19 protein-coding genes and 1 pseudogene are annotated in these 19,151 nt (G+C 62.6%); 9 read left to right on the top strand and 11 right to left on the bottom strand.

From position 1 onward, the window contains the following. Positions 1-247: 247 nt before the first annotated feature. A complete protein-coding gene (locus AB8A38_RS14885; RefSeq protein WP_315840621.1) occupies positions 248-1,906 on the bottom strand; it encodes an electron transfer flavoprotein-ubiquinone oxidoreductase in 1,659 nt (552 codons plus the stop codon). Between the two features lie 155 nt (positions 1,907-2,061). Here AB8A38_RS14885 and AB8A38_RS14890 point away from each other — a divergent pair, with 155 nt between their 5' ends. Further along, positions 2,062-2,895, top strand: a complete 834-nt coding sequence (locus AB8A38_RS14890) for a uracil-DNA glycosylase (protein ID WP_315840620.1) — start codon at positions 2,062-2,064, stop codon at positions 2,893-2,895. 14 nt (positions 2,896-2,909) lie between these two features. Here the strand turns inward: AB8A38_RS14890 and AB8A38_RS14895 are convergent, their stop codons facing one another. The 4 genes from AB8A38_RS14895 to AB8A38_RS14910 all read right to left on the bottom strand — a co-directional run bounded on the left by AB8A38_RS14895 (position 2,910) and on the right by AB8A38_RS14910 (position 7,037). Next, positions 2,910-4,418, bottom strand: a complete 1,509-nt coding sequence (locus AB8A38_RS14895; protein WP_439086473.1) for a glycosyltransferase family 39 protein — start codon at positions 4,416-4,418, stop codon at positions 2,910-2,912. 82 nt (positions 4,419-4,500) lie between these two features. Beyond that, the gene (locus AB8A38_RS14900) at positions 4,501-5,229 is read right to left on the bottom strand and encodes a ribonuclease HII (protein ID WP_439086474.1); all 729 of its coding nucleotides are present in this window, start codon (positions 5,227-5,229) and stop codon (positions 4,501-4,503) included. A 74-nt stretch (positions 5,230-5,303) separates the two neighbouring features. Further along, entirely contained in the window at positions 5,304-5,756 is a 453-nt protein-coding gene (locus AB8A38_RS14905) for a VOC family protein (RefSeq protein ID WP_439088526.1), read from the bottom strand. 117 nt (positions 5,757-5,873) lie between these two features. Continuing rightward, positions 5,874-7,037 (bottom strand): PA0069 family radical SAM protein, encoded by a 1,164-nt coding sequence (locus AB8A38_RS14910; protein ID WP_439086475.1) that lies wholly within the window; start codon positions 7,035-7,037, stop codon positions 5,874-5,876. A gap of 204 nt (positions 7,038-7,241) precedes the next feature. Here AB8A38_RS14910 and AB8A38_RS14915 point away from each other — a divergent pair, with 204 nt between their 5' ends. Then, a complete protein-coding gene (locus AB8A38_RS14915; protein ID WP_315840616.1) occupies positions 7,242-7,811 on the top strand; it encodes a glycosyl transferase in 570 nt (189 codons plus the stop codon). Beyond that, a pseudogene (locus AB8A38_RS14920) lies at positions 7,808-8,320 on the top strand (GNAT family N-acetyltransferase); the annotation flags it as partial. The gene AB8A38_RS14915 and the pseudogene AB8A38_RS14920, both read left to right, overlap by 4 nt. On the opposite strand, the gene moaB reads toward AB8A38_RS14920, so the two are convergent. Further along, positions 8,317-8,877: a molybdenum cofactor biosynthesis protein B gene (moaB, locus tag AB8A38_RS14925; protein WP_315840615.1), complete on the bottom strand. Its 561-nt coding sequence runs from the start codon at positions 8,875-8,877 to the stop codon at positions 8,317-8,319. The pseudogene AB8A38_RS14920 and the gene moaB overlap by 4 nt on opposite strands. 2 nt (positions 8,878-8,879) lie before the next feature. Continuing rightward, positions 8,880-9,821, bottom strand: coding sequence for a KPN_02809 family neutral zinc metallopeptidase (ypfJ, locus tag AB8A38_RS14930; RefSeq protein ID WP_089262405.1), 942 nt, complete (start codon positions 9,819-9,821; stop codon positions 8,880-8,882). Positions 9,822-10,061: 240 nt separating this feature from the next. On the opposite strand from ypfJ, the gene AB8A38_RS14935 reads away from it, so the two are divergent. After that, the gene (locus AB8A38_RS14935) at positions 10,062-11,195 is read left to right on the top strand and encodes a site-specific DNA-methyltransferase (RefSeq protein ID WP_093759553.1); all 1,134 of its coding nucleotides are present in this window, start codon (positions 10,062-10,064) and stop codon (positions 11,193-11,195) included. Positions 11,196-11,345: 150 nt separating this feature from the next. Further along, positions 11,346-12,032, top strand: coding sequence for a glutathione S-transferase family protein (locus AB8A38_RS14940; RefSeq protein ID WP_439086476.1), 687 nt, complete (start codon positions 11,346-11,348; stop codon positions 12,030-12,032). A gap of 52 nt (positions 12,033-12,084) precedes the next feature. Here AB8A38_RS14940 and AB8A38_RS14945 read toward each other — a convergent pair whose 3' ends face one another. Continuing rightward, on the bottom strand, positions 12,085-12,513 hold the full coding sequence (locus AB8A38_RS14945; protein ID WP_439086477.1) for a nuclear transport factor 2 family protein: 429 nt from the start codon (positions 12,511-12,513) through the stop codon (positions 12,085-12,087). A gap of 91 nt (positions 12,514-12,604) precedes the next feature. On the opposite strand from AB8A38_RS14945, the gene AB8A38_RS14950 reads away from it, so the two are divergent. Continuing rightward, positions 12,605-13,528, top strand: coding sequence for a LysR family transcriptional regulator (locus tag AB8A38_RS14950; protein ID WP_439086478.1), 924 nt, complete (start codon positions 12,605-12,607; stop codon positions 13,526-13,528). A 155-nt stretch (positions 13,529-13,683) separates the two neighbouring features. Continuing rightward, positions 13,684-14,019, top strand: a complete 336-nt coding sequence (locus AB8A38_RS14955; RefSeq protein ID WP_315840611.1) for a hypothetical protein — start codon at positions 13,684-13,686, stop codon at positions 14,017-14,019. Positions 14,020-14,096: 77 nt separating this feature from the next. On the opposite strand, the gene AB8A38_RS14960 is transcribed toward AB8A38_RS14955, so the two are convergent. Both AB8A38_RS14960 and AB8A38_RS14965 read right to left on the bottom strand, forming a co-directional pair. Further along, positions 14,097-15,422, bottom strand: a complete 1,326-nt coding sequence (locus AB8A38_RS14960; protein ID WP_315840610.1) for a methyl-accepting chemotaxis protein — start codon at positions 15,420-15,422, stop codon at positions 14,097-14,099. Further along, on the bottom strand, positions 15,385-15,921 hold the full coding sequence (locus tag AB8A38_RS14965) for a PAS domain-containing protein (RefSeq protein ID WP_439086479.1): 537 nt from the start codon (positions 15,919-15,921) through the stop codon (positions 15,385-15,387). Before AB8A38_RS14965 ends, AB8A38_RS14960 begins: the two co-directional genes overlap by 38 nt. A gap of 205 nt (positions 15,922-16,126) precedes the next feature. Between AB8A38_RS14965 and AB8A38_RS14970 the strand changes: the two genes are divergently transcribed. Then, a complete protein-coding gene (locus AB8A38_RS14970; protein ID WP_439086480.1) occupies positions 16,127-17,416 on the top strand; it encodes a flavin-dependent oxidoreductase in 1,290 nt (429 codons plus the stop codon). A gap of 45 nt (positions 17,417-17,461) precedes the next feature. Here AB8A38_RS14970 and mutY read toward each other — a convergent pair whose 3' ends face one another. Continuing rightward, complete coding sequence (gene mutY / locus AB8A38_RS14975; protein ID WP_439086481.1) at positions 17,462-18,574, bottom strand: A/G-specific adenine glycosylase; 1,113 nt, start codon at positions 18,572-18,574, stop codon at positions 17,462-17,464. A gap of 28 nt (positions 18,575-18,602) precedes the next feature. Between mutY and AB8A38_RS14980 the strand changes: the two genes are divergently transcribed. Next, a complete protein-coding gene (locus AB8A38_RS14980; protein ID WP_068733742.1) occupies positions 18,603-19,082 on the top strand; it encodes a DUF721 domain-containing protein in 480 nt (159 codons plus the stop codon). Positions 19,083-19,151: the final 69 nt, after the last annotated feature.

The following is a 19,151-nucleotide window of genomic DNA, read 5'->3' on the forward strand; positions in this document are numbered from 1 at the left end:
GACAGGCTCGGATGCGCGGCCGACCCGGCAACGTAGCGCATGCCGACAATGCCGCGTTTGGCGGTCAATCGCAAGGATCGGGGGCGCGATCGCACCAGTGGCACCTTGAAGCCTATCAGCAATTGGGCCGCCGAATTGCGCCACTGCCCCTGAAAACGCTCGCACTGTGGCGTTATCGTGACCTCCGGCCGGTGTGGCGGCCCGCCGACAGGCGCCGCCGCTCACACAATCGTAATCAGCGAACCGGTTACATCGCCTCGTAGTTCGGGCCGCCGCCACCTTCCGGCGGAACCCAGGTGATGTTGCCGTTCGGATCCTTGATGTCGCAGGTTTTACAGTGGACGCAATTCTGCGCATTGATCTGGAAACGCGGGCCGGTCGTTTCCTCGACCCATTCATAGACGCCTGCCGGGCAATAGCGATTTGACGGGCCGGCAAAGACGTCATGCTCGGACTTCTTCTGCAGCTCTATATCCGCAACCTTGAGGTGGATCGGCTGGTCTTCCTCGTGATTGGTATTCGACATGAACACCGAGGACAGGCGATCGAAGGTTAGCTTACCGTCCGGCTTCGGATAAGGGATCGGCTTGTATTCTTTCGCCGGCTTCAGCGTCTTGCGATCCGGCTTGGCGTGACTGAGCGTACCGAACAGCGAGAAGCCCAGCGTATTGCACCACATATCGAAACCGGCCAGCAGCATACCGATCCGGTTGCCAAATTTGGAAAGCAACGGCTTGACGTTGCGGACCTTGTGCAGGTCCTGACCAATCGCCGAACCGCGCCAACCAGTCTCGTATTCCGTTAGCTCGTCATTGGCGCGACCGGCGGCCAGCGCGGCTGACACCTGCTCCGCGGCCTGCATGCCGCTGGCCATCGCATTGTGCACGCCCTTGATGCGCGGCACATTGACGAAGCCTGCTGCGCAACCGATCAGCGCGCCGCCCGGGAAGACCAGCTTCGGCACCGACTGATAGCCACCTTCGGTGATCGCGCGCGAGCCATAGGCTAGGCGCTTGGCGCCGGCGAAGGTGTCGCGGATCATCGGATGGGTCTTCATCCGCTGAAATTCCTCGAACGGATACAGATACGGATTGTCGTAGTTCAAATGCACCACGAAGCCGACCGCAACAAGGTTGTCGTCGTAGTGGTACAGGAACGAACCACCGCCGGTGTTGTCGTCGAGCGGCCAGCCAAGCGTATGCTGGACCAGGCCCTTCTTGTGCTTGGCCGGATCGATCTGCCAGATTTCCTTAAGGCCGATGCCGAACTTGCCGGGCTCGCAATCCTTGTCGAGCGCGAACTTGGCGATGACCTGCTTGGTCAGCGAGCCACGCGCGCCTTCGGCGAACAGCGTGTACTTGCCCAGCAGTTCCATGCCGCGGGTGAATGAATCCTTCGGCTTGCCGTCGCGGCCGATGCCCATGTCGCCAGTGGCGATACCGCGCACCGCGCCATTGTCGTCGTACAGCGTCTCGGCGGCCGCAAAGCCCGGATAGATTTCGACCCCGAGCGCCTCAGCCTTGGCGCCGAGCCAGCGGCACACCATGCCGAGTGAGGTGATGTAGCAGTGATGATTGTTCATCAGCGGCGGATTGATGAAATTCGGCAAGCGGATGCCACCGGTCTCGCTGGTCAAGATGAACTGGTCGTCCTTGACCTGGGTCTTCAGCGGGCAGTCGGCGTCCTCGCGCCAGTCGGGAATCAGCTTGTCGAGAGAGACCGGATCGATCACCGCGCCGGATAGGATGTGCGCACCGACTTCGGAACCCTTTTCCACCACAACGATGGACAGGTCCGCATTGAGCTGTTTCAGCCGGATCGCGGCCGACAGACCAGAGGGCCCGGCACCGACGATGACGACGTCGAATTCCATGGACTCGCGCGGCGGAAGTTCTTCAGTGCTCATAATCTCGTCTCGGACCCGTTTCCAACCCGTTCAGAACGCTTCTAAGGGCTGTTGTTTCCGATTTTTGACGGAAGAACAACCACCTAAATGCACAGGGGACGTTTCACTGGGCGGCGATCCGGCCTAGATTGCTGGCATGCCTGTGACCTTCAGCCATGACGCCTGAACCCCACCCCAGCGTTGCGCAACTGCTCGCCTTTTATCTGGAGGCCGGGGTCGATTGCGCATTGATGGATGAGCCGGTGAACCGGCTGTCCGACGACCTCCCGCCGCCTGCCCGGGAGCTGTCCGACAGCGCGCCGAAGCGACCACCTCTGAATGGCATACCACCTCCGCCGCCGCGACCACCCGCCCGTGTCGAGGTCGCCCCGGACGTGGCGATTGCCGCCGCCCGGGACGCCGCGCGCACCGCGCCCTCGCTCGAGGTGCTGCGTGGCATGCTGGATACATTCGACGGCTGCGCCCTGAAATCGACCGCGACCCAACTGGTGTTTGCCGACGGCAATCCGCAGGCACGGATCATGTTCGTCGGCGAGGCGCCGGGCCGCGACGAGGACATCGAAGGCCTGCCCTTCGTTGGCCGCTCCGGCAAATTGCTCGATCTGATGATGGGGGCGATCGGGCTGAAGCGCACCGACGTCTATATCGCCAATGTGATTCCATGGCGCCCGCCGGGCAACCGCACGCCGACGCCGCAGGAGACGCAGATCTGCCTGCCGTTCATCCAGCGCCAGATCGAACTGGTGAATCCTGACATTCTCGTCACGCTCGGTAACCCGTCGACGCAGACGCTGCTGCAGACCCGCGACGGCATCATGAAGTCCAGGGGACGCTGGGTCGACTACGACACCGGCACCCGCAAGATCAAAGCACTGGCGACGTTCCACCCGGCCTATCTGCTGCGCTCGCCCTCCTACAAGCGGATGACCTGGATGGATTTGCGATCGATCGCCAAGGCACTGGAAGCGCCGTCGGGCAGGACCAGCTAAGCAAAGGCGTTCGTCTAGGGCGCCTTCGGCCGCACGATCGCCCAGCCAATTCGCAGCAAGGGCTGCCGGCCATTCACCAGACGTTCGAAGGCGCGCGGCACTTCCGGCACGAGGTTGGGAAAGCGCTGCGCGATCTCCGCGGGCGGCGTGCCGATCGTATCTGCTGCGCGCCACACGACGACGCCGCCGGTCTCGGCGAACTTCGCGGGCGTGACCCATGGCGTGCGCGAAGGCACTGCATCGTTCAGCAGATGCGGCCGTGACGCGCTCATGCCGATCAATGCGGCGAGTTGCGCATCGCCGGCCACCGCCGGCAATAGCTTATTGGTCCGGCGCTCGAAGCTCTCACCGAAGAAGCGTCCGATCTCGCGCGCGGGAAGCGCTGTGACATCCTCGGGACCATCGACCCAAGGCAAAATCACGAGGCTGGCGAAAGCTGCCAGTGCCGGTGCAATGATCGCAAAGGCCCAGACCTTGCGCAGCACGCGCTGGCGCCGCAGCGCGATCAGATCGCCCGACGCCACGACGACGGCCAGACCCGACGTGACCAGCGCAATACCGGCGCCGCCGACCACGCGATCAAGGCCGTAGAGCGCAGCGAACAGGCTGCCGAGAAGCCCCGGTACGAGCGCGAAGAAAAACACATAGCCACGCGCCAGCGGATCGACCGGCGGGCGGAAGATGATCGGAGCTTCCTCGGTCTTCGGAACGATACGGCCCCAGTTCATCACCGTCAGCACGATCACGCCCGTGATGGCCGCAAGCAGCCAGGCGATCAGGATACTCCACTGCCGCGCCTTTCCGGCGAGATCATCCAGGTGCGGCAACGCCGGCAGCACGGGCGCTCCTGCCCGGATCACCCAGATGGCCCATGGCAATGTCAGCACGGCGATGACCAGAAGCGCATAGAGCGGATCGAACGAAGCAAGGTTACGCCGACCGCGCGATGTCGCGAGACCGAAGACGAGCGGCAGCGGCAGCAGCCACATCGCATGGGGCGTGGTCAGCAGCAGCAGGCCGGCCTCGATCGACAGTGCGAACCAGGCATTGCGACGACCCTGCCCGATCGCCAGCCAGGCGTGCAGCAGGAACATCGCCCAGAGCGGCCGCGCCAGGATCAGCGGGCCGAATTCGATGCCGGGTGTGCTGAAGGCCGTGACCGTCATGGTGAGCAGCACGGCGATGACGGCCTGAGGTCCGCCGACGATGGCGCTGCCCAGCTGATAGACCGCACGGAAGGTGAGGACGGCGCAGATCTGCGCCAGCAGATAGACGCCAAAGACGTGATTGCCGGCAGCCCGGAAGGCGATATCCGCGAGCCAGAACGCGAGCGGCGGGCCCATATGGGTGCCGACCTGATATTCCCGGCCATAGGCCAGCACGGTGGCGAGATCGCCCGGTGGGCCGCGATAGAGCAGCAGAGGCACGACCAGCCAGATCGCAGCCTGACACAGCACGACGATCCAGAACACCAGCCGTGGCCGGGCGCGGATCAGTTCGACGATCAGGGAGGTGAAACGCATTGAACGTCTGAACCGGCCAGCAAGGAATGAAGCTTGCTCAGGTGATACGGCGCGGAGCCGGGAGAGGCAACCGCCTGAGCGCTCAGGCGGAAATCTCGATGTCGAGGATGGTCTGGGTCTCGATCAGGCCCGCCGCACGGGCGCTCGCCTGGTGTCGCGCACGCGCCGCCGCCACCGGCGCGAACAGGCTGCGGTGATGAATAGTAGGCCCCAATTCGTTCAGCGCAGCCATATGCTGCGGCACGCCATAGCCCTTATGGACCTCGAAACCATAGCCCGGGCAATCCTCAGCGAGCCGGCACATCAGCCGATCGCGCGAGACTTTTGCAATGATCGAGGCTGCTGCGATGGACAACACCAGCGCGTCGCCGCCAATGACCGCCTCGCAATCGGCCGTCGTATCGATCTTGTCGCGGCCATCGACGAACACATGTTTCGGCGCGTCCGGCAGCGACGCGACCGCACGCGCCAGCGCCCAGAGCGAGGCCCGCAGGATATTGTCGCGATCGATCCGGACGGGTGATGCATAGGCGACGCCGAATGAAGCCGTAGCGCAAATTTCCTCGAACAGCGCCTCGCGCTTGCTCTCCGTCAGTTTCTTGGAATCGTCGAGCCCCTTGGGAATGTTGTTCGGGTCCAGAACGACCGCCGCAGCCACGACCGGACCGGCCAGCGGACCTCGGCCGGCCTCATCGCAGCCCGCTACCGGCCAAATGCCTTTCTTGAGCAGTGCACGCTCACGCGTAAAGCTCGGCGCGACCACGATCTTGCGCGGCTTGGCCGGCGCTTTCTTCTTCACATCCCGAATCATGGGGGGATCGTGCTGAAGCAGGCCAACACGCGCAACCGGGAACTCCGAATCGTGCCCGCTATTCAGGTCGGGCCTTAATCGTCCAGATGCACCCGCCGGTCGTCACCGACCTCGATCCCCGGTGCCGTCACCACGTCCCAGGCGTGCCCGTCCGGGTCGGCAAAGTAGCCGGAATAGCCACCATAGTCGGTCTTGCGCGCCGGCTTCAGCAGCGATCCGCCGCAATCGACGGCGAAAGCGAGAACCACATCGACCTCGCCTTCGGAGCGGCAATTCCACGCCAGCGTGCTGCCGCGAAACGCCTGCGGCCTTGGATGGTCGGGCAATGTCGCGTCCTGCGCCAATTGCTCCCACGGAAACAGCGCCAGGACGCTGGCGCCGGTGTCGAAAAAGGCGATGGCATCGCCCGAGGCACGGGCCTTTCGCGTAAAGCCCAGCGCTTCGTAGAACGCAATGCTCCTGCGCATATCCGCGACGCCCAGCGTGATCACCGTCATGCGCGCGATCGGCGCCGGTGGTTTCGTCATCGTCATGCGTGTCACTCCTAGACTCACTCTATAGATCGAAAAGAGGGACGTTGGCAGGCTCTGGTTTCCTGCCAACGTCCCCTCTCCACCACTCCGTACGCTGCGAGACCTGCGGAGTTAGAACAGATTCAGTTGCTGACCGGCACCGGCCGGCTTCTCGAAATGATCGAGGGTGAGTTTCGAACGACGCTTGTTGAGGCCAAGCTTCGTGCAGGCGATCTCGAAGCGGCGACCGATCATCCAGGCCATGGGCCCCGTGCCCTTCATGCGCGTGCCCCATTGCGAGTCGTAATCGCGGCCACCGCGCATTTCGCGGATCAGCGTGAAAACATGCCGATAGCGATCCGGATAATTCGCGATCAGCCATTCGCGAAACAGATCGCGCACTTCCATCGGCAGCCGCAGCAAAACGTAACTGGCTTCCTTGACGCCGGCATGCGCGGCGGCATCGAGAATGCGCTCGATCTCGCTGTCGTTCAGCGCGGGGATCACCGGCGCCACCATCACCGTGGTCGGAATGCCAACCTCGGATAGCTGCCGCAAAGCTTCCAGCCGCTTCGACGGCGTCGAAGCGCGCGGCTCCATGGTGCGCGCGAGCTTCGGATCGAGCGACGTCACCGACAGCGCCACTTTGACCAGATTGCGCTTCGCCATCCGCGCCAGGATATCGATGTCGCGCGTCACCAAGGCAGACTTCGTCACGATGCCGACGGGATGACCGGTCTTCTCCAGCACTTCGAGAATGCCACGCATCACCTGACGCTCGCGCTCGATCGGCTGATACGGATCGGTATTGGTACCGATCGCGATCATCTTCGGCTCGTATTCGGCGGCGGCCAGCTCCTTCTCGAGCAGCGCCGGCGCATCGGGCTTCACGAACAGTTTGGATTCGAAATCGAGCCCGGGCGAGAGACCGAGATAGGCGTGGGTCGGCCGCGCGAAACAATAGACGCAGCCATGCTCGCAGCCACGATAGGGATTGATCGAACGGTCGAAGCCGATATCCGGCGACTCGTTGCGCGTGATGACCTTGCGCGCGGTGTCCGTCGCAACGGTCGTCTTGAACGGCGGCAATTCATCGAGGCTCTGCCAGCCGTCATCAAAGGCGACCCGGGCCTCTGCCTCGTAGCGCCCGCTGTCGTTGGACTGGGCACCGCGGCCGCGCCGCCGCTGCTTGTCGATCGCCACCGCGATCTCGGGAAAAGGGGAAAGCGCACCCGCCGGCTTATCGGAGGGCGCCGGGACCGGCGGGTGCTTGAGGGCAGCGATCTGGCGACTCATGAAGCCACGATAGCGCATACATGGAACAAAGCAAGAACATAGATGAAGTGGCACACGGCCGGGGCACTGTGCATTCTCCCGCCGCCTTGCAGAGGCGGCCGAAAGTCGAACCGCCCCGAAATTGCAGCAGCCGCCGGTGCCGCATAGACTATGACGAAATGATAACGCGGCCACCCCGTTGTTGAGAGGTATTATCCGACACCCATGCTGAGCGTGATCATCCCCACCGAAGGCGTCGAACAGCCCGCTGTTGCCACACTGGCAGCGCTGGTGCCGGGCGCGGCTGCCGGAGTGATCCGCGAAGTGCTGCTGGTCGATCGCGCCGGCACAGACGTCATCGAACGCGTCGCCGATGTCGCCGGCTGCGGCTTCCTGACCTCGCAAGGATCGCGCGCCGCGGCGATGGCCGCCGGCGCCAAGCAGGCGCGCTCGCCCTGGCTGATGTTTCTGCATGCCGGCGCCGTGCTCGATGCGGGCTGGATCGAGGAGACCCAGCAATTCATCCAGCGCGTCTCGACCAGCGAGCGCCCCCGCGCAGGTATTTTCCGCTATGCGCGTTCGCCCTATGACGAGACCAATTTTCGCGATGGCCTGAAGCACCTGGTCCGGATGATCACAGGCCCCAAGGCCGATCAGGGCCTGCTGATCGCCCGCGAACACTATGATCGTCTCGGCGGCTACGCACCCGATGCCCGGCGTTCCGAAGCGCGGCTGCTGCGCCAGCTCGGCCGCTCCTCACGCACATTGCTACGCAGCCGGATCATCGTCGCCTGATCATGGCCGTCCAAGCCCCCGATGCCGTTCAGCCTGCAGTGCTACGCGATCTCCAGCCTGGCGATATCGACTGGGTCATCCGCAGTCACGGCGAACTCTATGCGAGTGAATACGGGTTCGATGCATCCTTCAAGGCGCTGGTAGCCGACATCGCCGCAGAATTCGTCGCAACATGCGATGCCACGCGCGAACGCTGCTGGATCGCCGAGATGGATGGCGCGCCCGTCGGCTCGCTGTTTCTCGTGAAGGCATCCGACGACGTCGCCAAGTTTCGGCTCTTGCTGATCGATCCCAAGGCGCGCGGACAAAAGCTCGGCCAGCGCATGGTGACGGAATCCATCGCCTTCGCGCGGCAATGCGGTTATCGCAGGATCACGCTGTGGACCCAGAGCAATCTCGGCGCTGCGCGAAAAATCTATCAGGATGCCGGCTTCGCGCTGGTCGCCACCGAGCCGCATCGCAGTTTCGGGCAGGATTTGATCGGCGAGACCTGGGAGCTCGCGCTCTAGACCGACGCGCCCTTCGCCTTCGGGCGTCGCAGATGCTCATCGAGCCGCGGCATGATCTCCACGAAATTGCAGGGCCGCGTGCGATAATCCAGTTGCGCGGCAAGGATGCCGTCCCAGCCATCGCGGCAGGCACCGGGCGAACCCGGCAGGCAGAAGATAAACGTCGCGCCGGCCGTGCCTGCCGTGGCGCGGCTCTGGATCGTCGAGGTGCCGATCTTGGCGTGACTCAGCATGTGAAACGCAATCGAGAAACCATCCATCCGCTTCTCGAACAGAGGCTCGATGGCTTCCGGCGTGACGTCGCGGCCGGTGAACCCCGTGCCGCCGGTCGTGATGATCGCGTCGACAGCGGGATCGGCGATCCATCCACGCACGATCGTCCGGATCGCCTCGACATCGTCAGTGACAATATCTCGCTTCGCCAGCGTGTGACCGGCCGATGTCAGCCGATCCGCCAGCGTCGCGCCGGACTTGTCGTCGTCAAGCGAGCGCGTATCGGAGATGGTCAGTACCGCAATGTTGAGCGGCACGAAGGCCTTGGTCGTGTCCGGCTCCATCGCTAAAGCCGATCCGTCGCAAATGTGTTGCAGGCCTGCACGGTGCCTTGCTGATAGCCAGTCATGAACCAGCGCTTGCGCTGTTCGGCAGAACCATGCGTGAAGGAATCCGGCACAACGCGGCCCTGTGCCTGACGTTGCAGCGTATCGTCGCCGATGGCGGACGCGGTCTGCAACGCGGCATCGATGTCACCGGCTTCGAGGAAACCGGGCCGCTTCTTAGATTCGCGATTGACCCAGACGCCCGACAGACAATCGGCCTGCAGTTCGACGCGAACCTGCAGCAGATTGGCCTCCGCCTTGCTGCCCGCCTGCTGCTGCAGCCGTGTCACGCGCGGAATGATCCCGAGCAGGTTCTGAATGTGATGGCCGGCTTCATGCGCAATGATATATGCCGCGGTAAATTTGCAGGCATTGCCGGAGCAGCCGCGAAATTTGGTTTCGACCTGACGGAAGAAGCCAGTGTCGAGATAGATCTTCTTGTCGGGCGGACAGTAGAACGGCCCCATCGCCGACTGCGCATTGCCGCAACGCCCGCCATTGGTGGCATTACGAAACAGCACGATCTGCGGCCCCGTATATTTCTGTCCGCTCTCCTTGAAGATTTCATCCCAGCGATCGTCGATCTCGCCGAGCACGCCCGAAATCATGCTGCCCATTTCATCGGTAGGCGCGCCTGATTTCGTCGGCGTCGAGCGCCGATCGGTCTGATAGGTCGGCGCCTGCTGGCCGCCGGTGAGAATTTCTGCACCGCCGATAAGAATGCGCGGATCGATGCCGAACGCCCAGCCAACGAGGCCAAGCACAATCACCGTGCCGATGCCGAGACCACCGCCACCGCCCGGAATTCCGAAACCACCGCCACCTCCGCCGCCATATCCGCCGCCGCTATCGTCACGACGGTCGTCGATATTGTCGCTGCGACGGAAGTCATCGTAACGCATGAGGTAATTCCTTCATTTCAAGTCGCAGCATTTTAGACCGGTTTGACGCGATCCGAACACCATAACGCAATTGCAGCGCAAAATTTCCATTCCATTAAGCATTAACCTGCCCGGCAAAACTTGCCTAGTTCGAACTCGTTACCAATTAAGTCGATTTTTACTTTGCCCGGTCAATGTCTGCCTGTCGGTTGTTTAGTCCCGCGTCGCCGACAGCGTCGCCTGAGTCAGAGTAATTGAGTCATGGTTGTTTCGCGTCGCGGGGCGTCTGCAAGGGCGCCCCGCTCTCACTTCGAAACCTCTCCGAGCAGCAGCATCGTCATTGGTGATTGCGTCGCAGAGATGTCAAAACTCCCGGCAGGGTCGGTCGATCTGGTGTTCGCAGATCCGCCGTACAATCTGCAGCTGAAGGGCGATCTCAAGCGCCCCGATGAATCCCATGTCGATGCGGTGAATAATGACTGGGACAAGTTCTCGTCATTCGCCGCATATGACGACTTCACGCGCGCGTGGCTCCTGGCCGCACGCCGTATCATGAAGCCGTCGGCGACCTTGTGGGTCATTGGCTCCTACCACAACATTTTCCGCGTCGGCGCGATCATGCAGGATCTCGGCTTCTGGGTCCTCAACGATATCGTGTGGCGCAAATCGAATCCGATGCCGAATTTCCGCGGCCGTCGTTTCACCAATGCGCATGAGACCATGATCTGGGCTGCGCGCGACGAGAACGCCAAGGGCTATACGTTCAATTACGAAGCCCTCAAGGCCGCGAATGAGGACGTGCAGGCACGTTCCGACTGGCTGATCCCACTCTGCACCGGTGACGAACGCCTGAAGGGCTCGGACGGCAAGAAGGTTCACCCGACCCAGAAGCCGGAAGGCCTGCTGGCCCGCGTGCTGCTGTCATCGTCGAAACCCGGCGATCTCGTCATCGATCCGTTCAACGGCACCGGCACCACCGGCGCTGTTGCCAAGCGCCTCGGCCGCAATTACATCGGCTTCGAACGCGACCGCGACTACGCCGCCGCTGCCGAAGCACGCATCGCTGCGATCGAGCCGCTACCGGAAGCCACCCTGGCCCCGTTCATGACAGCGCGCAGTGCGCCACGTGTGGCGTTCTCCGAACTGGTCGAGCGCGGCATGATCTCGCCCGGCACCAAGCTGGTTGATCTCAAGAAGCGTCATGGTGCATTGGTGCGCGCCGACGGCGCCATCATGTTCGGCGACAAGGTCGGCTCGATCCATCGCATGGGCGCGATGGCCCAGGGCTCCGCCTCCTGCAACGGCTGGACGTTCTGGCATGTCGAGACCAAGAAGGGCCTGCGCTTGATCGACGAACTCCGCGCTGAAATCCGCAGCGAAATGGGTGCGGTCTAAAGTCCCCGCCCATGCCACCCGCCGGACGCATGCGCCCGGCCTTCGTCAAAACATCGCTTGCACTCCCCATGAATTCAAAGCACGAGACGACGGTCCGCGCCCGCGGTCCTCGCCTCGCGCTTTGACGTACAAAATCCAGGGAGATTTGAGATGCTGAAGTTTTACTTCAACGGGTCGCCAAACCCGACCAAGGTCGCGCTGTTTCTGGAAGAAGCCGGCCTGCCCTATGAGCCCATCGCCATCGACACCCGCACGGGCGCGCAATTCAACCAGGACTTCCTGAAGGTCAATCCGAACGGCAAGGTGCCTGCGATCGACGACGACGGCGTCAAGGTGTTCGACAGCAATGCCATCCTGCTCTACCTCGCCGAAAAGACTGGCAAATTCCTGCCCGCCAACACCCCGGCCAATCGCGGCGAGATGCTGTCCTGGCTGATGTTCGTCGCCACCGGCGTCGGCCCGTTTTTCGGCCAGGCCGTCCACTTCAAGCATTTCGCGCCGGAGAAGATCGACTACGCGCATAATCGCTATCAGTTTGAGGCGAAACGCCATCTCGGCGTGCTCAATGAACGCCTGGCCGGACGGCAATATATGGTCGGCGACAGCTACACGATCGTCGACATGGATGTCTGGGGCTGGGTGCGGATGACGAACTTCATCCTAGGCGACGAGGGCTTCGCCCAATTCCCCAATGTGAAGCGCCTGCATGACGAGATCTCGGCACGTCCCGCCGCGGCGAAGGCTGTCGCGTTGAAGGACCAATTCAAGTTCAAGGCCGAGATGGACGACGAGGCCCGCGCCGCCATGTTCAAGCATCTGGCGACCAAGGTCGCCTAATCACGAGCCATCCGACGAATGCCGGGCGCAACACTGCGCCCGGCATTTTGTGTTAGGCAGGCACGCGTGCCATCTCTTCCGGGAACGGACCCAGCACCCGCTCGACCAATGCCGTGTCGCAATATTCCTTGATCATGGTGATCTTGCCGTTCTCGACGCGCCACACCATGCAGTAGTCGTTGTCGTAACGATCGCCGGTCTTGGTGATGTTGTCGCCCTTGGCCTCGACCACCACCAGATTGCCTTCCGCAATGAAGTTGGAAGCGACCGTGCGCGGTCGAATGTCGAACAGCGACCTGAAATGTCCCATCAGGCCGTTGAGGATCGCATCCTTCCCCCTGAACGTATGTGCCCAAGAATATTGGCCGACGACGACCCAGCATGCATCATCCGCGAGATGATCGGCGAAGGTCGTGCCGCTGCGGTTGGCTGAATCGTTATAGATCTGCTGGATAAGCTTCTTGTTGTCTGCCGTGCTCATTGTTCTGCTCCATCGCTTGAACGATGACGCAGTATGGGTTGGGGCATCCCCATTCTTCCAATCGATAGTCTGTATGATATATATTCGGCCTATGAATTTGGCCGCGCTTGATCTCAACCTGCTGGTCGCGCTCGACGCATTGCTGCGCGAGGCCAGCGTCAGCCGCGCCGCGATGCGGATCGGATTGTCGCAACCGGCCACCAGTCATGCCCTGCGACGCCTTCGCGATCTGCTCGGCGACCCGCTGCTCGTCCGCGTCGGCGCGCGCATGGAGTTGTCGCCGCGGGCGCAGGCCATGCGAGCACCGCTCGCCCAGACACTGGAGCAGGTCCGCGGACTGTTCGTTCCAGACGTCTTCGATGCCAGCCAGAGCGACCGGCATTTTCGACTGATGATGCCGGATCTCGCCGTCGAATTGCTGATGCCACCCTTGATGAAGAAGCTCGACAGCATCGCGCCGGGCGTCCGGATCAATGTCGTGCCATGGCGCGGCCCTTCGATCATGACGGCGGAATTCGCCCGCAGCCTCGACATGGTGATCAGCATCGGCAACGCCTTCAACGGCTTCCATCGTCAGTTGCTCTATGTCGATTCCGACGCCCTCGCCGTCCGCAAGGGCCATCCGGCGGCGGCGCGCCTGAAGACCACCGAGGGATTTCTCAAAGCTCGCCATGTTGCCGTGGTGCTCCGAGGCCAGAGCGAAGATCTGATCGACGACTGGCTGCACAGCAAGAAGCTCGAGCGACGGATTGCCCTCGTCGTGCCGAGCTATATCGAGGCGCTGCACGTCGCGGCACGGACCGATCTCGTGGCCTTTGTGCCGCGACGCCTGATTGCCGCATTGGCTCAGCCGCTATCGCTCACGACAATTGCGCCGCCATTCGATCCCGGCAACGACGAACAGTTCATGTTCACGCCGACACGCGCGCAATTCGATTCCGGCTCGATCTGGCTCCGCAAGATCATGCTGGAAACCGGCCGCGAGCTCGATCCGCCGAAGCGCCGTACGGCCTGACATATCGCACCCGGTCAAATTTGCCGGCAAAGCTTGCCGGCAGGCAACGTCGCTCAGCAACTGCAAATTCCCAAGTGCTTATGATGTCTGAATATTTCTGATGGCCTGATTTTTGCGTAGTGGGTCGCAAATATCTCGCAGCAAGAGAAATTCAGATGTCGAACTCCATCATCTCCACCATGCAGTCCTTCAAGCTCCCGAACAGGCTGCAGCCGTCCGATAAGGCCGAGAGCGGCCTCGGCAATGCAACAACGGCAGCAAAATCGCCGGAAGAGAAATTTCTCGACTACGCGAAAAAGACGCCGGCGGAAAAAATGCGCGACGCGCTGCTGTCGAGCATCGGCGTGACGGAAGAAGAACTGAAGAACATGTCGCCCGAACAACAGCGGGAGATCGAGCAGAAGATTGCCGACAAGATCAAGGAAGCCGTGAACAAGAAGACCGAGAATGGTGGAAGCGCCAGCGGTTTCTTCACCGATATCAGCGCCTGACAGGCACACCTTCACCGCCAAAGAAATTGGCGCCGCAGTGGCGCCAATTCCAGACCAATCGAAATAAGCGGACGCGATCAGCGCGCGGCGGCCTGGCGTACCAGATTCTGCCGGGCCTCGCCGAGATAGCCGCGGATTTCCTTGGTCAGCAATCCCGACTGCGACGACAGATCGCCGGATGCCACCATGGTCGATGTGGCGAGTTGTTCGGTGTCCTTGGCGGTCGTTGCCAGCGACTGAATGTTGGTTGAAATCTCGCGCACCACGGCGAAGGCCTCATCGATGTTGCGCGCGATATCGGCTGTTGCCGCGGACTGCGCTTCCGAGGCACTCGCGACCTTACCGGTGATCTCGTTCACTTCCGCGATCACGGTGCCGATCTCCGTGATCGATGAGGAGACCTTGTCGGTGGCCGACTGAACCTGGCCGATTTCTTTTTCGATCTCGGCGGTGAAGTTGGCGGTCTGTGTCGCCAGCGCCTTTACTTCATGCGCCACCACGGCAAAGCCGCGACCGGCATCGCCTGCACGGGCCGCTTCGATCGTTGCGTTCAGCGCCAGCAGGTTGGTCTGGCTGGCAATCACATTGATCGAAGTCACGACCTCGCTGATGCGCACCGCAACGGCGCGAAGCACGTCCACATTGCTGGCTGCATCGGCGACGCGTTCGACGGCGCGGCCGGCAATTGCGGCCGAGCGATTGACGTCGGCGCCGACTTCGCTGGCACTGGATGACAGCCGCGCGGTGGCCGAAGCCACCGACTGCATGTTGGCGGACGCCTGTTCGGATGCCGCCGCCACCGATGTGACGCGGGTCAATGTCGAGGATGCACCGGTCCGCAGATTGCCTGCGGTGCTGCTCATCTCGACCGCGCCGCTGTCGAGTGCGGATACGATGCCACTCACGGTGGATTCGAGCTGGCTGGTCTGGCGCTCGAAATTCTTGATGCGGTCGGCGATACTGTCGGTCGCCGCGTTCATCGCCTTCGCGCCGTGCAACAGGCCGCCATGCAATCCGCCCGGCAGGATGCGCCGGTAGTATTTGTTGTCGTTGAGCGCCGCCATCGCCGCGGTGGATTCACGCACGAAGGCATCGCAACCATCGATCATGTCATTGACGCTGTGCAGCAACTCGCCGGTGACGCCGCGCACCGGGATTCCAAGGATACGGGCCTCGAAATCTCCCTGCGCGATGCGCTGACAAGCGATACGCGCCTTTTCGATCAGGCGCGCCGTCTTGCCCATCAGGACAAGCGCGACAATTGCCGCCGCGATCGCAACGGCCTGGCAGACCATGGCTGCGACTAGAAGACCGAAGAACTGAAGTACCAGAGCAAGCACAGAGCCGGCAATGACGACGAGCGTGCTAAGCTGCGCTCTTGAGAGAAAACATAAGTTCGTCATAGCTGACCTTCTGGGATGCAACGAAATCGGTAAGGGCCTTGTAGCCGGCGGCGAGGGATTCCTTGCCGTTCACGTGCCGTTTCTCGATGGCCAAGACTTCGGCATAGAGTGGTGCGATGGTCTTCTTGATAAGATCCGGCGCGGGCACGCGGCGATTGGAATGATAGCCGGCGACCTTGCCGTCGAGGCCGTAGGACGGCGTGACATGGGCGAAGACCCAGTAATGATCGCCATTGCTCGCCATGTTCTTCACGAAGGCGAAGATCTCGCGGCGCTCCTCGACCGTGTCCCAGAGCAGCTTGAAGACACTGCGCGGCATGTCGGGATGACGGATGAGACTGTGGGGCTGGCCGAGCAACTGTTCTTCGGTATAGCCGGCCATCTTGCAGAACAGACGATTTACATAGGTCATGCGACCCTTGAGATCCGTCTTGGATACGATGAGCTCCGAAGCCGGAAAGAAAGTCTCGCGGCCGCTCGGCTTAATCTGGTTGGACATCATTGACCTGTCGGTGACCGATTCACCCAAAAAGAAGTGCTACCGGTATTAGGGAACGCGGCTGAATTTTGCGTTAAGGTTCCGTCCACCATGAATTCGCTGCCGGCGGACGATCCGGACGCATTTTTCCGTCGCGATCGTCCCAGTTGCCGCGATTGCCTTTCCCGTGCCATGACCTCGATCAAATCGAGGGGGAGGCAACAAAATGACCGTTCTCATTGCAGGCGGCGGAATTGGCGGACTGACGCTTGCGCTCAGCCTGCACCAGATCGGCGTGCCATGCCGCGTGTTTGAAAGCGTGCCGGCGCTCAGGCCGCTCGGCGTCGGCATCAATGTGCTGCCGCATGCGGTGCGCGAGCTGATCGAACTCGGCCTGCACGACCAGCTCGACGCGTCCGGCGTGCGCACCCGCGAACTCGCCTTCTTCTCCAAGCACGGCAAGCCGATCTGGAGCGAACCGCGCGGCATCGAGGCCGGCTACAGATGGCCGCAGTTCTCGATCCACCGCGGCAGGCTGCAGCAGATCCTGCTCGACACCGCCATCGAACGCCTCGGCGCGGAGAACATCCTCACCAGCCGTCATTTGACCGGCTGGACGGAAACGCCGGACGGCATTCGCGCCGACTTCATCGACAAGGCCACCGGCAAATCCGCCGGCAGCCATGACGGCACGCTGTTGATCGCCGCCGATGGCATCCATTCGGCGATCCGGCAGAAGCTATATCCGCAGGAAGGCGCGCCGCTCTGGAATGGCCGCATTCTGTGGCGCGGCATCACCAAGAGCGATGCGTTCCTGACCGGCCGCACCATGATCATGGCCGGCCATGAGATCCTGAAATTCGTCTGCTACCCGATCTCGCAGGCACCCGATGCCGATGGCAAATACGACATCAACTGGGTGGCCGAACGGCACATGCCGCCAACCTATGAGTGGCGCCGCGAAGACTACAACCGCGCCGCGCGACTCGATGAATTCCTGCCCTGGTTCAAGGACTGGCGCTTCGACTGGCTCGACGTGCCCGGCCTGATCAGCAACTGTCCGCACGCCTATGAATATCCGCTGGTCGATCGCGATCCGGTCGATCGCTGGACCTTCGGCCGCGTCACGCTGATGGGCGACGCCGCACATCCGATGTATCCGATCGGCTCCAACGGCGCGTCGCAGGCCATTCTCGACGCGCGCGTGCTGACGCGTGAGATTCTTGCGCTTGGCGACGTGCCGGCTGCGCTCGAAGCCTATGAGGCCGAACGACGCCCCGCGACCACCGACCTTGTGATGCTGAACCGCCGCAATGGACCGGAACAGGTCATGCAGATCGTCGAGGAGCGCGCGCCCGAGGGCTTCAATGTCGTGACCGACGTGCTCTCGCAGCAGGAACTCGAAGACATCGCCGCCGACTACAAGCGCGTCGCCGGATTTCAGGTTGAAGGGCTCAACGCGAAGCCGCCGATCGTGACACTGCCGCAATCGTCGCAACTTTCCAGCGCGGGCTGATCCAGCTCGCGCGCCGGCGCGCATTCAAGCGTCTGGATTCAAACTTCAATCCAGGCCATGCGCAATGACCTTGCGCATGACGTTCGGCAAGGCTTCGTCATCCAGTGTTGCGATCGGGACCCAGCGCATGCCCTCCGGGGGGCGGGTGCGGGGTGGGACGTGCGCCGTATAGACGGCGAGCTCCAGAGGGAAGTGCGTGAAGATATGGGTGACCGCGCCTGTTTTGCGATGCCACGCCGTGAGATTTTTTAAGGTCGGCGCCTGCTTCAAGGCGTCCTTGTCATCGTGACCGGCCAGCCACTCCGATGACGGCACTTCGGTCATGTTTCCCAGCAAGCCCTTTTCCGGGCGGGTGCGCACCAGCAGTTCGTTGCCCCGCGTCACCACGAAAGCCGCGCCGCGGCGCAGCGTGCCGGCCTTCTTCGGCAGTTTGCGCGGAAACGTCTCCTGATCGCCGCGGGTCTTTGCCGCGCAATCGTCATTGATCGGGCACAGCGCGCAGGCCGGCTTCTTCGGCGTGCAGATCGTCGAGCCGAGATCCATCAGCGCCTGGGCGCTGTCGCCCGCCCGCGAGGGACCGAGCAGTGTGGCTGCGAGGCCCACAATCACCGGCTTGGATTTCGGCAGCGGCTCTTCCACCGCATAGAGCCGCGACGTCACCCGCTCGATATTGCCGTCCACCGGCATGCATTGGCGGCCGAAGGCAATCGCGGCGATGGCCGATGCCGTATAGGGCCCGATGCCCGGCAGCGCGCGCAGGCCGTCCTCGGTATCCGGGAAGACGCCGCCATGGTCGCGCAGCACGGTGACGGCGCAGGCATGGAGATTGCGCGCGCGGGAGTAGTAGCCGAGCCCTGCCCACATCCGCAGCACATCGTCCTGCGAGGCACTGCCGAGATCGCTCACCGTGGGCCAGCGTGCCAGGAACTTGGCGAAATACGGCCCGACCGCCTGCACGGTGGTCTGCTGCAGCATGATTTCCGACAGCCAGACCCGATAGGGATCGATGCCCTCGCCGGGCAACGGCCGCCACGGCAAGCGGCGGCGATGCTTGTCGTACCAGGCAAGCAGTTGCGCCGGGCGCTTTGCGGCGGCGCTTTCCCCGCTATCCCGTGTGGAAGGTTTCTTTCGTCGGGTGGCGGCGGCTGATAGACTCATGCCGACCATGTATCCAAAACGCCCGACCATGAACAAGCCCGGCTATATCTCGGCGAAACCGCTCTCCGTCCTGCTCGGCGGGGTGTTTGCCGATGCCTATGCCAAACAGGGCTTTGCCTCGCGCGAACTGGTGACACGCTGGGCGGAAATCGCCGGCCAGCAGGTGGCGAACTTCTCGGAGCCGCTGAAGATCCAGTGGCCGCGGCCTGTGGAAGGCCAGCCGCAGGAGCCGGCGACACTCATCCTGCGCGTCGAGGGCCCGATGGCGCTGGAGATCCAGCATTCGTCGGACGCGATCCTGCAGCGGGTGAACCGCTTTTTCGGCTGGAATGCGGTCGGCAAGATCGCGCTGCGCCAGGCGCCGCTGTCGCGGCCGCAGCCTCGCCGCACCGTGAAGCCGCCGGATGCCAAGGCCATCGCCCAGGTTGCGGAAACGCTGCCCGAGGTCGAGGACGACGCCTTGCGCGAGGCGCTCGCGCGGCTGGGCGCCTCGATCAAGCGAAGTTGAGGCTTTCCAGCTCGCCCGGAACCGGCGCGTGCTTGCCACATTTGTGGTTTCAAGTTAGCGAAGCGAACC

Source organism: Tardiphaga sp. 839_C3_N1_4, assembly GCF_051811045.1.
Taxonomy (GTDB): Bacteria; Pseudomonadota; Alphaproteobacteria; order Rhizobiales; family Xanthobacteraceae; genus Tardiphaga.

Coding starts and splice junctions, on each gene's coding strand:
- AB8A38_RS14980 (WP_068733742.1), top strand. CDS start 18,603: ATGAACAAGCCCGGCTATATCTCGGCGAAACCGCTCTCCGTCCTGCTC.
- AB8A38_RS14955 (WP_315840611.1), top strand. CDS start 13,684: ATGTCGAACTCCATCATCTCCACCATGCAGTCCTTCAAGCTCCCGAAC.
- AB8A38_RS14960 (WP_315840610.1), bottom strand. CDS start 15,422: ATGACGAACTTATGTTTTCTCTCAAGAGCGCAGCTTAGCACGCTCGTC.
- AB8A38_RS14970 (WP_439086480.1), top strand. CDS start 16,127: ATGACCGTTCTCATTGCAGGCGGCGGAATTGGCGGACTGACGCTTGCG.
- AB8A38_RS14935 (WP_093759553.1), top strand. CDS start 10,062: ATGGTTGTTTCGCGTCGCGGGGCGTCTGCAAGGGCGCCCCGCTCTCAC.
- AB8A38_RS14950 (WP_439086478.1), top strand. CDS start 12,605: ATGAATTTGGCCGCGCTTGATCTCAACCTGCTGGTCGCGCTCGACGCA.
- AB8A38_RS14900 (WP_439086474.1), bottom strand. CDS start 5,229: ATGATTCGGGATGTGAAGAAGAAAGCGCCGGCCAAGCCGCGCAAGATC.
- mutY (WP_439086481.1), bottom strand. CDS start 18,574: ATGAGTCTATCAGCCGCCGCCACCCGACGAAAGAAACCTTCCACACGG.
- AB8A38_RS14890 (WP_315840620.1), top strand. CDS start 2,062: ATGACGCCTGAACCCCACCCCAGCGTTGCGCAACTGCTCGCCTTTTAT.
- AB8A38_RS14885 (WP_315840621.1), bottom strand. CDS start 1,906: ATGAGCACTGAAGAACTTCCGCCGCGCGAGTCCATGGAATTCGACGTC.
- moaB (WP_315840615.1), bottom strand. CDS start 8,877: ATGGAGCCGGACACGACCAAGGCCTTCGTGCCGCTCAACATTGCGGTA.
- AB8A38_RS14910 (WP_439086475.1), bottom strand. CDS start 7,037: ATGAGTCGCCAGATCGCTGCCCTCAAGCACCCGCCGGTCCCGGCGCCC.
- AB8A38_RS14945 (WP_439086477.1), bottom strand. CDS start 12,513: ATGAGCACGGCAGACAACAAGAAGCTTATCCAGCAGATCTATAACGAT.
- AB8A38_RS14895 (WP_439086473.1), bottom strand. CDS start 4,418: ATGCGTTTCACCTCCCTGATCGTCGAACTGATCCGCGCCCGGCCACGG.
- AB8A38_RS14915 (WP_315840616.1), top strand. CDS start 7,242: ATGCTGAGCGTGATCATCCCCACCGAAGGCGTCGAACAGCCCGCTGTT.
- AB8A38_RS14905 (WP_439088526.1), bottom strand. CDS start 5,756: ATGACGAAACCACCGGCGCCGATCGCGCGCATGACGGTGATCACGCTG.
- AB8A38_RS14940 (WP_439086476.1), top strand. CDS start 11,346: ATGCTGAAGTTTTACTTCAACGGGTCGCCAAACCCGACCAAGGTCGCG.
- AB8A38_RS14965 (WP_439086479.1), bottom strand. CDS start 15,921: ATGTCCAACCAGATTAAGCCGAGCGGCCGCGAGACTTTCTTTCCGGCT.
- ypfJ (WP_089262405.1), bottom strand. CDS start 9,821: ATGCGTTACGATGACTTCCGTCGCAGCGACAATATCGACGACCGTCGT.